This window comes from Luteimonas sp. 22616 (assembly GCF_052044325.1).
Taxonomy (GTDB): Bacteria; Pseudomonadota; Gammaproteobacteria; order Xanthomonadales; family Xanthomonadaceae; genus Luteimonas.
This window is the reverse complement of sequence record NZ_JBQEMW010000001.1, coordinates 272619-286911: the sequence shown is the minus strand read 5'-3', so window position 1 is coordinate 286911 and position 14293 is coordinate 272619. Positions and strand designations below refer to the sequence as shown.

Below are 14293 nucleotides of genomic sequence, written 5' to 3'. Positions count from 1 at the left end.
CGTTCCTCAGTTCTCCTCGAGCTCCATGTTGATGGCCAGCGAGCGGATTTCCTTGACCAGCACGTTGAACGACTCGGGCATGCCGGCGACCATCTCGTGCTCGCCGTCGACGATGTTCTTGTACATCTGGTTGCGGCCCTGCACGTCGTCGGACTTCACCGTCAGCATTTCCTGCAGGGTGTAGGCCGCGCCGTAGGCTTCCAGCGCCCAGACTTCCATTTCGCCGAAGCGCTGGCCGCCGAACTGCGCCTTGCCGCCCAGCGGCTGCTGGGTGACGAGCGAGTACGGACCGGTGGAACGCGCGTGCATCTTGTCGTCGACCAGGTGGTTGAGCTTGAGCATGTGCATGTAGCCCACCGTGACCTTGCGCTCGAACGGCTCGCCGGTGCGGCCGTCGTAGAGCTGGGTCTGGCCGCTGGTCGGCAGCTCGGCGAGTTCGAGCATCTTCTTGATCTCGAGCTCGGTCGCGCCGTCGAACACCGGGGTGGCCATCGGCACGCCGTCGGTCAGGTTGTGCGCGAGCGTCAGCAACTCCTCGTCGGAGAACTGCTTCAGGTCGACGCGCTGGCCGTGCAGCTTGCCGTCGTGGTTGTAGATCTCGTCGAGGAAGCTGCGCAGCTCGGCCACCTTGGCCTGCGCCTGCAGCATGCGATCGATCTTCTGGCCCAGGCCCTTCGCGGCCCAGCCCAGGTGCACCTCGAGGATCTGGCCGATGTTCATTCGGCTCGGCACGCCCAGCGGGTTGAGCACGATGTCCACGGTCTCGCCGTTGGCCATGTGCGGCATGTCCTGCACCGGCACGATGGTCGACACCACGCCCTTGTTGCCGTGGCGGCCGGCCATCTTGTCGCCCGGCTGGATGCGGCGCTTCACCGCCAGGTACACCTTGACCATCTTCAGCACGCCCGGGGCGAGGTCGTCGCCCTGGGTGATCTTGCCGCGCTTGTCCTGGAAGCGGCGCTCGAACTCCTTCTGGTGCGCCTCGATCTGCATCGAAGCGCGCTCGATCGCGTCGGACGCGTCCTCGTCCTTCATGCGCAGGTTGAACCATTCCTTCCTCGGCAGGCCGTCGAGGACCAGCGAACTGACCGTCTCGCCCTTCTTCAGCCCGGCGCCACCGTTGGCCACCTTGCCCAGCAGCTGCGAGCGCAGGCGCGCGTAGATCGCGCTTTCGAGGATGCGGAACTGGTCGTCGAAGTCCTTCTTGACGTGCTTGATCTCGCTCTCTTCGATCTGCTTGGCACGCTTGTCCTTCTCGATGCCGTCGCGGGTGAAGACCTGCACGTCGATGACGACGCCGTCCATGCCCGGCGGCACGCGCAGCGAGCTGTCCTTCACGTCGGAGGCCTTCTCGCCGAAGATCGCGCGCAGCAGCTTCTCTTCCGGGGTCAGCTGGCTCTCGCCCTTCGGCGTGACCTTGCCGACCAGGATGTCGCCGGCGCGCACTTCGGCGCCGATGTACACCACGCCGGACTCGTCGAGGCGGTTCAATGCCTGCTCGGAGACGTTCGGGATGTCGGCGGAGATCTCCTCCGGCCCGAGCTTGGTGTCGCGCGCCTGGACGGTGAGCTCCTCGATGTGGATCGTGGTGTAGCGATCCTCGACCACCACCCGCTCGGAAAGCAGGATCGAGTCCTCGAAGTTGTAGCCGTTCCACGGCATGAACGCGACCAGCATGTTCTGGCCCAGGGCCAGTTCGCCGATGTCGGTGGACGGGCCGTCGGCCAGCACGTCGCCGCGCGCGACCACGTCGCCCACGTTCACCAGCGGGGTCTGGTTGATGCAGGTGTTCTGGTTGGAGCGCGTGTACTTGATCAGGTTGTAGATGTCGACGCCGGCATCGTGCTCGCCGGAAATCTCGTCCTCATTGGCCTTGACCACGATGCGGCCGGCGTCGATCTGCTCGATCACGCCGCCGCGGCGCGCGTTCACCGTCACGCCCGAGTCGCGCGCCACGGCGCGCTCGATGCCGGTGCCGACCAGCGGCTTCTGCGAACGCAGCGTCGGCACGGCCTGGCGCTGCATGTTGGCGCCCATCAGCGCGCGGTTGGCGTCGTCGTGCTCCAGGAACGGCACCAGCGCCGCGGCGACCGACACGGTCTGCATCGGCGAGACGTCCATGAAGTCCACTTCGCTCGGCGGCTTGAGCAGCGACTCGCCCTGGTAGCGGCAGTCGACGAACTGGGCGTTCATGATGCCCTTGTCGTCCTGCGGCGCATTGGCCTGGGCGATGACGTACTCGTTCTCCTCGATCGCGGAGAGGTATTCGATCTCGTCGGTGACCTTGCTGTTGACGACCTTGCGGTACGGCGTCTCGAGGAAGCCGTACTTGTTGGTGCGCGCGAACACGGCCAGCGAGTTGATCAGGCCGATGTTCGGGCCTTCCGGCGTCTCGATGGTGCAGACGCGACCGTAGTGGGTCGGATGCACGTCGCGCACTTCGAAGCCGGCGCGCTCGCGGGTCAGGCCGCCCGGGCCAAGCGCGGAGACGCGGCGCTTGTGGGTGACTTCCGACAGCGGGTTGTTCTGGTCCATGAACTGCGACAGCTGCGACGAACCGAAGAACTCCTTCACCGCCGCCGCGACCGGCTTGGCGTTGATCAGTTCCTGCGGGGTCAGGCCATCGGCCTCGGCCATGGTCAGGCGTTCGCGCACCGCGCGCTCCACGCGCACCAGGCCGACGCGGAACACGTTCTCGGCCATTTCGCCGACCGAACGCACGCGGCGGTTGCCGAGGTGGTCGATGTCGTCGACGGTGCCGCGGCCGTTGCGGATCTCGGTCAGCACCTTGATCACGTCGAGGATGTCGGACATGTCGCCGAACTCCTCGCGCAGGCGCACCGAATCCTCATCCTTGCGCTCGGCGAAGTAACGCGCGTCGTACAGCACCGAGGCGCCGGTGACTTCCTTGCGGCCGATGCGACGGTTGAACTTCATCCGGCCGACCGTCGACAGGTCGTAGCGCTCGAAGGTGAAGAACAGGTTGTGGAACAGGTTCTGCGCGGCATCCTTGGTCGGCGGCTCGCCGGGACGCATCATGCGGTAGATCTCGACCAGCGCTTCGAGCTGGGTCTTGGTGCTGTCGATGCGCAGGGTGTTGGACAGGTAGGCGCCGCGATCGAGGTCGTTGACCCAGATCGTGCCGATGCCGTCGATGCCGGCCTTGCGGAACTTCTCCAGCGTCTCCTCGGTGATCTCGTCGTTGGCGGTGGCCAGCAGTTCGCCGGTCTCGGCCTCGATCACGTCATGGGACAGGATGCGGCCGATCAGGTAGCTGTCCGGCACCGCCAGCGCGGCGATGCCCGAATCGGCGAGCTGCTTGACGTGGCGGGCGGTGACGCGCTTGCCGGCCTCGACGATGACGTGGTCGCCATCGGCCAGGTCGAAGTCCAGGGTCTCGCCGCGCAGGCGCTCGGGCACCAGCGCCAGCTGCACGCCTTCGGTCGGGTCGATGTGGAAGGTGTTGATCTCGAAGAACTCGTTCAACATCTCTTCGTTGTTGTAGCCCAACGCGCGCAGCAACACCGACACCGGCAACTTGCGGCGGCGGTCGATACGGGTGAACAGCGCGTCCTTCGGGTCGAACTCGAAGTCCAGCCAGGAGCCGCGGTACGGAATGATGCGGGCGCTGTACAGCAGCTTGCCCGACGAATGGGTCTTGCCGCGGTCGTGGTCGAAGAACACGCCCGGCGAACGGTGCAGCTGCGAGACGATGACGCGCTCGGTGCCGTTGACGATGAAGGTGCCGTTGTCGGTCATGAGCGGGATCTCGCCCATGTAGACCTCCTGCTCCTTCACGTACTTGATGGCCTTGCTCGACGACTCGCGGTCGTAGATCACCAGGCGCACGGTGACGCGCAGCGGCGCGCCGTAGCTCATGCCGCGCTGGCGGCACTCGCGCTCGTCGAACACCGGGTCGCCGAGCTTGTAGCCGACGTATTCGAGGGCTGCGTAGCCGTTGTAACTGACGATCGGGAACACCGACTTGAGCGCGGCATGCAGGCCACGATCGGCGCGCTTGGCCGGATCGGTGTTGGCCTGCAGGAACTCGCGGTAGGAGTCGACCTGGATGGCGAGAAGGAATGGCACTTCGAGGATGGAACCGCGCTTGCCGAAGTCCTTGCGGATGCGCTTCTTCTCGGTGAACGAGTACTGCGACTGGTTCTGGGACGTCGTCATGGGGAGCTACCGCCTTTGGCATCTGTGGGCCGCGCGTCCGCGGCCCGGGGGAATCAATTGGGCTGATTCGGGGAAAATCGCCAGTGGGAAGTCGCTGGTATTGCCGGCACCAGCACGCCTTCTCCCGCTACTTCCGACTGTCGACTCGTGTCAGTTTTTCGGGTATCGCTACAACGGCCAAAGGCCGGGGGCTTTCGCCCCCAGCCTTGGCTGGTCGCCACTACCTCCGGCGACGCAAGGAACGCTTACTTCACTTCCACCGTGGCGCCGGCGGTTTCCAGGTCCTTCTTGAACTTGGCGGCGTCGTCCTTCGACACGCCTTCCTTGATCGTGCCACCGGCTTCGGTCAGGTCCTTGGCTTCCTTCAGGCCCAGGCCGGTGATCGCGCGGACCACCTTGATGACTTCGACCTTCTTCTCGCCGGCCGACTTCAGGGAGACCGTGAACTCGGTCTGCTCTTCGGCCGGGGCGGCGGCACCGGCAGCCGGACCAGCGGCAACGGCCACCGGGGCTGCGGCGGACACGCCGAACTTTTCTTCCATCGCCTTGACCAGCTCCATCACCTCGACGAGGGTCTTGCTGCTGATCGCTTCGATGATCTGCTCGTTGGAAAGGGACATCGTAATTACCTCTGTTATCTAAAGTTGGAAACAGCTATCGATTCTGGAAACTCGTAAACCGAACTGATCGCGGATCGCGCCCGAAGGCGCTGCTCCTGCCTGGGTCAGGCCGCCTTCTGCTGGCCGACCGCGTTGGTCACGCGGGCAACCTGTACGGCCGGCTCGGAGAGCAGGCGCACCAGCATGGTGGCGGGCTGGACCATGACGCTGAGCAGCATCGACAACGCCTGATCGCGGGTCGGCAGCGACGCCAGGACATCCACATGGGAGCCCGGGTACATCTGCCCGCCCAACGAAACCAGGCGCGGCTTCAGCTTGTCGTTCGCCTTGGCGAACTCCTTGATCAGACGTCCGGCGGCACCGGGGTCTTCCTGCGAGAAGGCGTACAGCAAAGGACCGGTCAGCGCGTCCTTGACGACGGCGTAATCGGTGTTCTCCACTGCGCGCGAGACGAGCGTGTTCTTGGCAACTTTCAAGAACACGCCTTCCTGGCGCGCCTTCTTGCGCATGTCGGTCAGCTGGGCGACCGTCAAACCCACGTACTCCGCGGCGACCAGCGAGTGCGCGGAACCCGCGACCTCGGCCAGTTCGGCAACGACTTCCTGCTTCTGGGTCAGATTGAGAGCCATTGCACTCCTCCGTATTGCATTTCCGCCTTCTCGCATCCGCTCGAAGACGGGCCATGAGCCGCATCGGTCCGTCGACGCGGGGAACGCCAGGTGGCGTTCCGGGTGGTGGCCGTTTCCAAAAGATCGGTACAACGATGATCCTGGAGGGTCGGCAACCATCTACGCAGGCCCTTTCGTGCTTTCGCATTCCGGGATTAAGCGATCGATACCTGCAGCGACGGCGAATCCATGCCAGTTCGAGCGTCCCTGCCCGTCGTCGCTACTGCACCGACCGCGCCTGCGGTCTTTGACGGCCCCGCGCTGGCCTGAGCCTGCGCGATGCCCTCAAAACTTGCGTGATACCGGACGCTGGCCCGGCACACTTGGAACGTCATCCCCGCGGAGGCGGGGATCCAGTGAATTTGCATCTTTCAAATCGTTTGCAAAGCCACCAGCAAATCAAAATCAACGTCACTTGATCCCCGACAAAAGCACTCGGGGATGACGATTGCTGGCACCGCGCTACGCGCGGCTGGCAATCGTCACTTCAGCGACAGCGACGACTGGTCGACGGCAACGCCGGGGCCCATCGTCGAGCTGATCGAGATCTTCTGCAGGTAGGCACCCTTGGCGGTGGCCGGCTTGGCCTTGACCAGGTCGATGAGCAGCGCCTGCAGGTTGTCCTTCAGCTTGTCGGCGTCGAAGTCGGCCTTGCCGATCGTGCAGTGGATGATGCCGGCCTTGTCGGTGCGGTAACGCACCTGGCCGCCCTTGGCGTTCTTGACCGCCTCGCCCGGGTTCGGCGACACGGTGCCGACCTTCGGGTTGGGCATCAGGCCGCGCGGGCCGAGCAGCGTGCCGAGCTTGCCGACCACGCGCATCGCGTCCGGGGTGGCGATCACCACGTCGTAGCTCAGGTCGCCGCCCTGCATCTTCTCGGCCAGGTCGTCCATGCCGACCGCGTCGGCACCGGCAGCCAGGGCCTCATCGGCCTTGGCGCCCGCCGGGGCGAACACCGCCACGCGCACGCTCTTGCCGGTGCCGGCCGGCAGCACGGTGGAACCGCGCACCTGCTGGTCCGACTTCTTGGCGTCCACGCCGAGGCGCACGGCCACGTCGACGGCTTCGACGAACTTGGTCTTGCTGTTGTCCTTGACGATCTTCAGCGCCTCGTCGATCGGGTAGCTCTTGCCCGGGACGACGGCAGCCAGGATGGTCTTCTGTCGCTTGGTCTGTGCCATGGTCTCAGCCCTCCACCGTCAGGCCCATCGAACGGGCGGAGCCCGCGATGGTGCGCACTGCTGCATCGAGATCCGCCGCGGTCAGGTCGGGTTCCTTCGCCTTGGCGATCTCCTCGAGCTGCTTGCGGGTGACCTTGCCCACCTTCTCGGTGTTGGGGCGCTTGGAACCGGACTGCACGCCCGACGCCTTCTTCAGCAGGATCGTCGCGGGCGGCGTCTTGGTGATGAAGGTGAAGGTACGGTCCGAGTAGGCGGTGATCACGCAGGGAATCGGCAGGCCCGGCTCGAGCTTCTGCGTGGCGGCGTTGAATGCCTTGCAGAATTCCATGATGTTCAGGCCACGCTGGCCCAGCGCGGGACCGACCGGCGGGCTGGGATTGGCCTGCCCGGCCTTGACCTGCAGCTTGATGTAACCGACGACTTTCTTTGCCATTGCTCTCTACTCCTGCGAGTCCGAACGCCTGCACGCCTTGCGGCTGCGGGGCTCCTCGCGTGTTGGCCAGCGCGAACCACTCGCACCGGCGGATGTGTCCCTGCAGGCGCGGCTTCAGCCGCGCCTGCAGGAGCAGGTCAGGCCTTCTCGACCTGGCCGAATTCCAGTTCCACGGGCGTCGAGCGCCCGAAGATCAGCACCGCCACGCGCAGGCGGCTCTTCTCGTAATTCACTTCCTCGACCACGCCGTTGAAGTCGTTGAACGGGCCGTCGGTGACGCGCACCATCTGCCCGGCTTCGAACAGCACCTTGGGACGCGGCTTCTCGACGCCTTCCTGCACGCGGTCGAGGATCGCGGCAGCCTCGTCGTCGCGGATCGGCAGCGGCTTGTCGGCGGTGCCGCCGATGAAACCCATCACCTTCGGCGTTTCCTTGATCAGGTGCCAGCTCTCGCTGTCGATGCGCGGAATGCCGCCCTCGTCGTGGGTGGCGATCTGCACCAGCACGTAGCCGGGGAAGAACTTGCGCTCGGAACGGCGCTTCTGGCCGGAGCGCATCTCCACCACTTCCTCGGTCGGCACCAGCACATCGCCGAAACGCTCTTCCATGCCGGTGCGCACGATGCGGTCGCGCAGCGCCTGGGCCACGGACTTCTCGAAACCCGAGTAGGCGTGCACCACGTACCAGCGCTTGTTCACGTCAGGCTTGTTGTTGCCTTCCGGCGTGTTGTCTTGCGTTTCCATCGAACTTGCGACTCCTAGTGCCCGAGCAGGAGCTTGATGCCCCATTGAACGATCGCGTCGAAGCCGGCCATGATCAGGCTGATCACGACCACGACGCCGGCCACGACCCAGGTCAGGCGGGTAGCTTCCTGCCGCGTCGGCCAGACGACCTTGCGCAGTTCGAAGCGGGATTCCGAGAGGAACTCGCGGGTCTCGCGGCCCTTGGCACTGAGCATGAACACCACCAGCGCCGCCACCAGGCCGCCGACGACCGCAGCGATGCGCAACGTGTTCGACCACTGGCCATCGAACCAGTAGAAGGCGAATACGCCGGCCACCACGAGCAGCACGGCGACCGCGTACATCGCGAGATCGGCCGGGGAGGCTGCCTTGGTTTGTTCGACTCGACTATTCACGAAATTCCCGAATTGCCCTGTTGGTGGGACCCGCACGCGGCAGGCGCTGCTTTCCGCGGACGGATCCGCAGGTGGCGCGCCAGGTAGGACTCGAACCTACAACCTGCGGTTTTGGAGACCGCTGCTCTGCCAGTTGAGCTACTGACGCGTGGAGTGTCCGCGACTGCTGCGACGCACGTTCTTGAAAATGGCGAAGGCGGGACGTGGATCAGACAACAATCCGCGGCCCGCCGTTCGCGTTTCCGGCGGACGGGCCGCCAGACTTGCTTACTTGATGATCTTGGCCACCACGCCGGCGCCGACCGTGCGGCCGCCTTCGCGGATCGCGAATCGCAGGCCGTCGTCCATCGCCACCGGGTTGATCAGCGCCACCACCATCTTCACGTTGTCGCCCGGCATCACCATCTCCACGCCCTCGGGCAGGGTGACGGCACCGGTGATGTCCGTGGTCCGGAAGTAGAACTGCGGGCGGTAACCCTTGAAGAACGGCGTATGACGGCCGCCCTCGTCCTTCGACAGCACGTACACCTCGGCCTCGAACTCCGTGTGCGGGGTGATCGAACCGGGCTTGGCCAGCACCTGGCCACGCTCCACGTCGTCACGCTTGGTGCCGCGCAGCAGCAGGCCCGCGTTGTCACCCGCCTGGCCCTGGTCCAGCAGCTTGCGGAACATCTCCACGCCCGTGACCGTGGTCTTCTGGGTCGCCCGGATGCCCACGATCTCGATTTCGTCGCCCACCTTGATGATCCCGCGCTCGATGCGACCGGTCACCACCGTGCCGCGGCCCGAGATCGAGAACACGTCTTCCACCGGCATCAGGAACGGCTTGTCGATGTCGCGCTCCGGCTCCGGAATCCAGGTGTCCAGCGCGTCCACCAGCTGCAGGATCGACGGCACGCCGATCTCCGACTGGTCGCCTTCCAGCGCCTTGAGCGCCGAACCCTTGATGATCGGGGTGTCGTCGCCCGGGAACTCGTACTTGCTCAGCAGCTCGCGGACTTCCATCTCCACCAGCTCCATCAGCTCGGCGTCGTCCACCATGTCCGCCTTGTTCAGGTAGACCACGATGTACGGCACGCCCACCTGGCGGGCCAGCAGGATGTGCTCGCGCGTCTGCGGCATCGGGCCGTCCGCGGCCGAGCACACCAGGATCGCGCCGTCCATCTGCGCCGCACCGGTGATCATGTTCTTCACGTAGTCCGCGTGACCCGGGCAGTCGACGTGCGCGTAATGGCGGTTCGGGCTCTCGTACTCCACGTGCGAGGTCGAAATCGTGATCCCGCGCGCCTTCTCTTCCGGCGCCATGTCGATCTGGTCGTAGGCCTTGAATTCGCCGCCAAAACGTTCCGCGCCGATCTTCGTCAGCGCCGCCGTCAGCGTCGTCTTCCCGTGGTCCACGTGACCGATCGTGCCCACGTTCACGTGGGGCTTGGTGCGCTCGAACTTACCCTTGGCCATGACTGTGCTTCTCGCTGAACTGTTGGATGACTGGAATCGGAATGTTGGGTGGAGCGTTGGAGCTGGAGATGGTGCTCACGAATGGAATCGAACCATCGACCTCCTCCTTACCAAGGAGGTGCTCTACCGACTGAGCTACGTGAGCGATGTAGATGTATGCGTGTCGCAGGAATATCAATGGAAGAGCAGCAGTGGAGCGGGAGACGGGAATCGAACCCGCACCATCAGCTTGGAAGGCTGAGGTTCTACCGTTGAACTACTCCCGCGACATGCGGAACCGGTTGGTGGAGGGAGGTGGATTCGAACCACCGAAGGCGTAAGCCAGCAGATTTACAGTCTGCCCCCGTTGGCCGCTTGGGTATCCCTCCGGTATTTGTGCAAACCCATGAAACAGCCCGCGATTTTGACGTGGGCAGGATTTCATGTCAACGGTGGGCACCATCTTTCTTTTCCCGGGCCGCCGCTCCCGCGTTCCCCAGGGGCCGAAATCCGGTCGCGCCCGCCCGTGTCCGGCCTTGGCCCGCTCAGGGGGCGGCGGCGGCCTCGCCCGGAAGCGGCAACGATTCGTCCGAATACAGCGCCACGTGCGGCACGCCGTCGGCGCCGATCCAGCCGCGCGCCATGCCCTCGGTATTGAACGGCATCGCGACCTGGCCATTGGCGGCCAGCACGATGGCACCGCCGTCGCCGCCCATCGCCGGGATTTCCTGGTTGATCACCGCCGCGCCTGCCCGTGCCGGGGTTTCCTTGAGGTAGGCCATGCGCGCGCAAATCTCATGGGCTGCCGAGACACGAATGTAGAACTCGCCCCATCCGGTGCCGGAGACGGCGCACTGGGCATTGGCGTAGGTACCGGCGCCGATGATCGGGGAATCGCCGATCCGGCCGTAGCGCTTGTCGGTCATCCCGCCGGTGGAGGTGCCCGCGGCCAGGTGCCCCTGCCCGTCCAGCGCCAGCGCGCCAACGGTGCCGAAATGCTTGGCGACCTCCGGTTCGGCGTGGGCCTGTCCTGCGGCGTCCTCTTTCAACGCCCGCTGCAGTTGCTGCCAGCGCCGCTCGGTGCGGAAATAGGAAGGATCGACCAGCTCGACGCCCCGGGCCTTGGCGAACGCCTCGGCGCCGTCGCCGGCCATCATCACGTGCGGCGAGTGCTGCATCACCTCGCGGGCAAGCAGGATCGGGTTCTTGACGTGGTGCACGCCCGCGACCGCCCCGGCCATCCGGGTGGCGCCGTCCATCAGCGAGGCGTCCAGTTCGTTGCGGCCGTCGTGGGTGAACACCGCGCCCTTGCCGGCGTTGAACAGCGGATCGTCCTCGAGCACGGTGATCGCGGCGGTCACCGCGTCCAATGCCGGCTTGCCGGCGGCCAGCTGCTCGTGACCCTTGCGCAGCGCCAGGGTGATCGCGGCACGCATCGCGGCCTCGTCCGCATCGCTGGTGCCGTTGCGCTCGAGCCCGGCCCCGCCGTGGATCACCAGCATGGTGGCGGGGTCTTCGGCGGCGAACGCCGGGGCGGCGGCGAACAGCAGCAAGGCGACACACAGCGGACGCAACGCATTCATGTGGGTGGTCCCGGAGCGGAAGGAGTCGATGGATTCTAGCGGCTGGCCGCGCGCGCGGCCGGCGCGGCGTCGCGCAGCACCAGCTTGCCGTGGCTTGCGTCGGCGATCTTCTCGAACGCAGGCGCCTGCACTTCGAGCCCCGGCAGCCGCAGGCGACTGTCCGCACCGATGCCGGTGACGCGCACATCGCTGAATTCCAGCGATCGGCCCCGCTCGACCCGCGCCGGCGGCCGGGTCGGCTGCACCAGCCAGGCAAAGCCACCCTCGTCGCCCGGATAGAGCCGGCCGACGCCGTCACCGTCGATGCACAGCGCCGCATCCTCGTCGATGCCGAGTCCGACCACGTCGGCCACGCCTTCGCTGCGCAGCTTGGCGACGAAGGCCACCAGGCGGCCGAGGCGGTCGCGCTTGGCGAAATGGCTGTCGGTGATGACATGGCCGAGGTACGGCAGGTGCAGGAAATCAGCGACCAGGGTCATGCCCGGGTCCAGCGGATCGCGCAGCGCCACCTTCGAGGTCATGCTGCCGCCATCCATCGCGCCATACGCCCAGGCGCCGAGGATCGCCAGCCCCGCGCTGGTGCCGCCGAGTGGCTTGCCGTCGCGCACGTGGCGGTCGAGCACGGCGTTGAGCGGCGTGCCCTTCCAGTAGCGCACGTAGTTGGCCTGGTCGCCGCCGGCGATGAAGATGCCGTCGGCCGCCTCGAGGGCGGCGAGCACCGCCGGATCGCTGGCGGCCTTGCGGTCGCTGAAGACGAAGGTCTGCGCCGAGGCGACGCCGCCGATGTCGTTGTAGAACTCGTCCTGTGCCTCGGCCGCGCCGGAAGCGCGCAGGATCACGATGTGGCCGTGGCCGGCACGCTCGATCATCCAGCGGAAGGCGTCATGCGGCCATTGCCCGCCGCCGACCAGCATCAGACCAGGCTCCACCGGGCCGGGCCGGGCCGCGGCCAGGTCGCCGATCGCGTAGTACCGGTAACCATCGCCTTCGGCGACCGGCGCCGGCGAGGCGGCGGTCGTCGCGATCACGGCTCCCGGCAACATGCACGCAGCCAGCACCACGCCCGCAAGCAGGCGCGACGGCACGCGGATCAGGGAGGCGGACAACTTCGCGAACAGGTGCATGCGCTCGATCCCGTGTGGCAATGGCGGTCGTCAAGGTTAGGGAAGACGAACAACGGCCGCCTTTCCCTACCCCAAGGGACAATGTCCGCACACCACTGCCGCACCGCCACGAATGACGATAACGTGACGCAATGAACGATTCCCTGGACGACTGGTTCGCACGCGAGATCCTCGTCCACGAGGGCGCGCTGGTGTCCTTCCTCCATCGCGCCTGGCCCGATCGCGCCGAAATCCACGACCTGCGCCAGGAAGCCTACGTCCGGGTCTACGAGGCCGCCCGCAAGTGTCGCCCGACCACGCCGCGCGCCTTCCTGTTCACCACCGCCCGCCACCTGATCACCGATCGCCTGCGCCGCGGTCGGGTGGTTTCGATCGAACCGGTGGGTGATCTGGACGCTTTGAACGTCTTGATAGATGAGGTGTCCCCGGAACGGCGGCTGGACGCGCACCAGACCCTGCACCGGCTGGCTGCCGCTTTCGACCGCCTGCCGCCGCGCTGCCGCGAAGTGATGTGGCTGCGCAGGGTCGAGGAGTTGCCGCAGAAGGAGGTCGCCGCCCGGCTCGGCATCAGCGAGAAGACGGTGGAGAAACAGGTCGCCAAGGGAGTCCGGCTGATGGCCGGGTACTTCTACGGCAATGGACAGGTACGTCGAGCCACGCGGCCCGGCGTGCCGGAGACCGAGGATGGAACAGGACATGGCCAGCAGCATCCGGATTGAACGCGCCGCCGCCGCCTGGCTGGCCAGGCGCGATGCCGGCGGCTGGGCCGCGCGCGACCAGGCCGAACTGGACGACTGGCTGGCCGCATCCACCGCGCATCGCGTGGCGTGGCTGCGGCTGCAGGCGGCCTGGCGCGAAAGCGGTCGGCTCAAGGCACTCGGCGCCGGCCTGCCCGCGGGCGAGGTTCCCGCGCCCGGGCGATGGGCAGCGCCGTCGCAACAGGACCATTCGGCGGATTCGCCCGTGCGCATGGCGAAACCGTGGCCCGCGCCCGGGACGCCATCAGGCGCGGTCCGGCGGCCTGCGCTGGACCCGGCGGCCCTGGTGTTCGCGCCCCGAAGGCGGGAACCGGAATCCCGCCCGCGCCGCCTCGCCGCCGTCGCGGCGGTTGCCGTCGTCGGGATTTCGCTGGCCCTGGGCTGGCAGCTTCATTCGCCCGCCGTGCAGCCGGTCGCCTACGGCACCGCCGTCGGTGCCCTGGAGACGACGTCGCTGGCGGACGGCTCCGAGGCCACGCTCAGCAGCGACAGCCGCATCGTGGTCGCACTCTCGCGCCGCGAGCGCCACATCGAGCTGGAACGCGGCGAAGCGTTCTTCCACGCCGCCAAGGACCCGAAGCGGCCGTTCGTGGTCGCCGCGGCCGGCCACCAGGCGATTGCGGTCGGCACCCGCTTCGCCGTGCGCCGCGACGCCGACGGCATGCGGGTTGTCGTGACCGAAGGCCTGGTGCGGCTGGAGTCCGATCCCGGCGCCGACGGCCGGCCCCAGCCCACCACCCTGCTGCCGGCCGGCAGCGTGGCGCTGGCCGGCCCGCACGGGGTGGTCGTGCAGTCGGGCAGCGTCGACGACGCCCGGCAGGCGCTGAGCTGGCGCGACGGCTTCCTCGCCTTCCGCGACACCTCGCTGGCCGCGGCGGCCGCCGAGTTCAACCGCTACAACGCCCGCAAGATCGTCATCGCCGACCCGTCGGTCGGCGCGCTGCGGGTCGGCGGCAGCTTCCGCTGGTCCAACGCCGAGGCCTTCGTGCGGCTGTTGGAACAGGGATTCCCGGTGCGCGCCGAATACGGCGACAAGGCCATCGTGCTGCATGACCGCTAGACCGTGCCCGGGCGTATCCGCGGCGCCGCCGGGGGGCAGGTGGGATTTGGGTCGTTCGTTCGTCGAGTAGAAGGTGAGAGCGGGCATCGCCCGCACCATCCGGGGAGGGGTC

12 protein-coding genes and 4 tRNA genes are annotated in these 14293 nt (G+C 66.7%); 2 read left to right on the top strand and 14 right to left on the bottom strand.

What is annotated here, in order from left to right:
- Window positions 1-6: 6 nt before the first annotated feature.
- The 14 genes from rpoB to ACTJIL_RS01215 all read right to left on the bottom strand — a co-directional run bounded on the left by rpoB (window position 7) and on the right by ACTJIL_RS01215 (window position 12363).
- Window positions 7-4179, bottom strand: coding sequence for a DNA-directed RNA polymerase subunit beta (gene rpoB, locus ACTJIL_RS01280; RefSeq protein ID WP_440753796.1), 4173 nt, complete (start codon window positions 4177-4179; stop codon window positions 7-9).
- A 245-nt stretch (window positions 4180-4424) separates the two neighbouring features.
- Window positions 4425-4799 (bottom strand): 50S ribosomal protein L7/L12, encoded by a 375-nt coding sequence (rplL, locus tag ACTJIL_RS01275; RefSeq protein ID WP_440753795.1) that lies wholly within the window; start codon window positions 4797-4799, stop codon window positions 4425-4427.
- A gap of 104 nt (window positions 4800-4903) precedes the next feature.
- On the bottom strand, window positions 4904-5428 hold the full coding sequence (gene rplJ, locus ACTJIL_RS01270; RefSeq protein ID WP_386711983.1) for a 50S ribosomal protein L10: 525 nt from the start codon (window positions 5426-5428) through the stop codon (window positions 4904-4906).
- A 521-nt stretch (window positions 5429-5949) separates the two neighbouring features.
- Window positions 5950-6648: a 50S ribosomal protein L1 gene (rplA, locus tag ACTJIL_RS01265; RefSeq protein WP_440753794.1), complete on the bottom strand. Its 699-nt coding sequence runs from the start codon at window positions 6646-6648 to the stop codon at window positions 5950-5952.
- A gap of 4 nt (window positions 6649-6652) precedes the next feature.
- Complete coding sequence (gene rplK, locus ACTJIL_RS01260; RefSeq protein ID WP_027078980.1) at window positions 6653-7081, bottom strand: 50S ribosomal protein L11; 429 nt, start codon at window positions 7079-7081, stop codon at window positions 6653-6655.
- A 137-nt stretch (window positions 7082-7218) separates the two neighbouring features.
- Window positions 7219-7824 (bottom strand): transcription termination/antitermination protein NusG, encoded by a 606-nt coding sequence (gene nusG, locus ACTJIL_RS01255; protein ID WP_440753793.1) that lies wholly within the window; start codon window positions 7822-7824, stop codon window positions 7219-7221.
- A gap of 14 nt (window positions 7825-7838) precedes the next feature.
- A complete protein-coding gene (secE, locus tag ACTJIL_RS01250) occupies window positions 7839-8219 on the bottom strand; it encodes a preprotein translocase subunit SecE (protein ID WP_440753792.1) in 381 nt (126 codons plus the stop codon).
- A 72-nt stretch (window positions 8220-8291) separates the two neighbouring features.
- Window positions 8292-8367, bottom strand: a tRNA-Trp gene (locus tag ACTJIL_RS01245).
- 119 nt (window positions 8368-8486) lie between these two features.
- Window positions 8487-9677: an elongation factor Tu gene (tuf, locus tag ACTJIL_RS01240; RefSeq protein WP_440753791.1), complete on the bottom strand. Its 1191-nt coding sequence runs from the start codon at window positions 9675-9677 to the stop codon at window positions 8487-8489.
- Between the two features lie 69 nt (window positions 9678-9746).
- Window positions 9747-9822, bottom strand: a tRNA-Thr gene (locus ACTJIL_RS01235).
- A 47-nt stretch (window positions 9823-9869) separates the two neighbouring features.
- Window positions 9870-9943 (bottom strand) — tRNA-Gly (locus ACTJIL_RS01230).
- Window positions 9944-9959: 16 nt separating this feature from the next.
- Window positions 9960-10045 (bottom strand) — tRNA-Tyr (locus tag ACTJIL_RS01225).
- Between the two features lie 156 nt (window positions 10046-10201).
- Window positions 10202-11239: an isoaspartyl peptidase/L-asparaginase family protein gene (locus tag ACTJIL_RS01220; RefSeq protein WP_440753790.1), complete on the bottom strand. Its 1038-nt coding sequence runs from the start codon at window positions 11237-11239 to the stop codon at window positions 10202-10204.
- Window positions 11240-11274: 35 nt separating this feature from the next.
- Complete coding sequence (locus ACTJIL_RS01215) at window positions 11275-12363, bottom strand: cyanophycinase (RefSeq protein ID WP_440753789.1); 1089 nt, start codon at window positions 12361-12363, stop codon at window positions 11275-11277.
- Window positions 12364-12494: 131 nt separating this feature from the next.
- On the opposite strand from ACTJIL_RS01215, the gene ACTJIL_RS01210 reads away from it, so the two are divergent.
- Both ACTJIL_RS01210 and ACTJIL_RS01205 read left to right on the top strand, forming a co-directional pair.
- The gene (locus tag ACTJIL_RS01210) at window positions 12495-13082 is read left to right on the top strand and encodes an RNA polymerase sigma factor (protein WP_440753788.1); all 588 of its coding nucleotides are present in this window, start codon (window positions 12495-12497) and stop codon (window positions 13080-13082) included.
- Window positions 13060-14181, top strand: a complete 1122-nt coding sequence (locus ACTJIL_RS01205; protein WP_440753787.1) for a FecR family protein — start codon at window positions 13060-13062, stop codon at window positions 14179-14181. Before ACTJIL_RS01210 ends, ACTJIL_RS01205 begins: the two co-directional genes overlap by 23 nt.
- Window positions 14182-14293: the final 112 nt, after the last annotated feature.

What these genes read in the sequence shown, in the direction of transcription:
- ACTJIL_RS01210 (WP_440753788.1), top strand. Translation starts at nt 12,495, where the DNA reads ATGAACGATTCCCTGGACGACTGGTTCGCACGCGAGATCCTCGTCCAC.
- rplL (WP_440753795.1), bottom strand. Translation starts at nt 4,799, where the DNA reads ATGTCCCTTTCCAACGAGCAGATCATCGAAGCGATCAGCAGCAAGACC.
- rplJ (WP_386711983.1), bottom strand. Translation starts at nt 5,428, where the DNA reads ATGGCTCTCAATCTGACCCAGAAGCAGGAAGTCGTTGCCGAACTGGCC.
- tuf (WP_440753791.1), bottom strand. Translation starts at nt 9,677, where the DNA reads ATGGCCAAGGGTAAGTTCGAGCGCACCAAGCCCCACGTGAACGTGGGC.
- rplK (WP_027078980.1), bottom strand. Translation starts at nt 7,081, where the DNA reads ATGGCAAAGAAAGTCGTCGGTTACATCAAGCTGCAGGTCAAGGCCGGG.
- rplA (WP_440753794.1), bottom strand. Translation starts at nt 6,648, where the DNA reads ATGGCACAGACCAAGCGACAGAAGACCATCCTGGCTGCCGTCGTCCCG.
- rpoB (WP_440753796.1), bottom strand. Translation starts at nt 4,179, where the DNA reads ATGACGACGTCCCAGAACCAGTCGCAGTACTCGTTCACCGAGAAGAAG.
- ACTJIL_RS01220 (WP_440753790.1), bottom strand. Translation starts at nt 11,239, where the DNA reads ATGAATGCGTTGCGTCCGCTGTGTGTCGCCTTGCTGCTGTTCGCCGCC.
- nusG (WP_440753793.1), bottom strand. Translation starts at nt 7,824, where the DNA reads ATGGAAACGCAAGACAACACGCCGGAAGGCAACAACAAGCCTGACGTG.
- ACTJIL_RS01215 (WP_440753789.1), bottom strand. Translation starts at nt 12,363, where the DNA reads ATGCACCTGTTCGCGAAGTTGTCCGCCTCCCTGATCCGCGTGCCGTCG.
- ACTJIL_RS01205 (WP_440753787.1), top strand. Translation starts at nt 13,060, where the DNA reads ATGGCCAGCAGCATCCGGATTGAACGCGCCGCCGCCGCCTGGCTGGCC.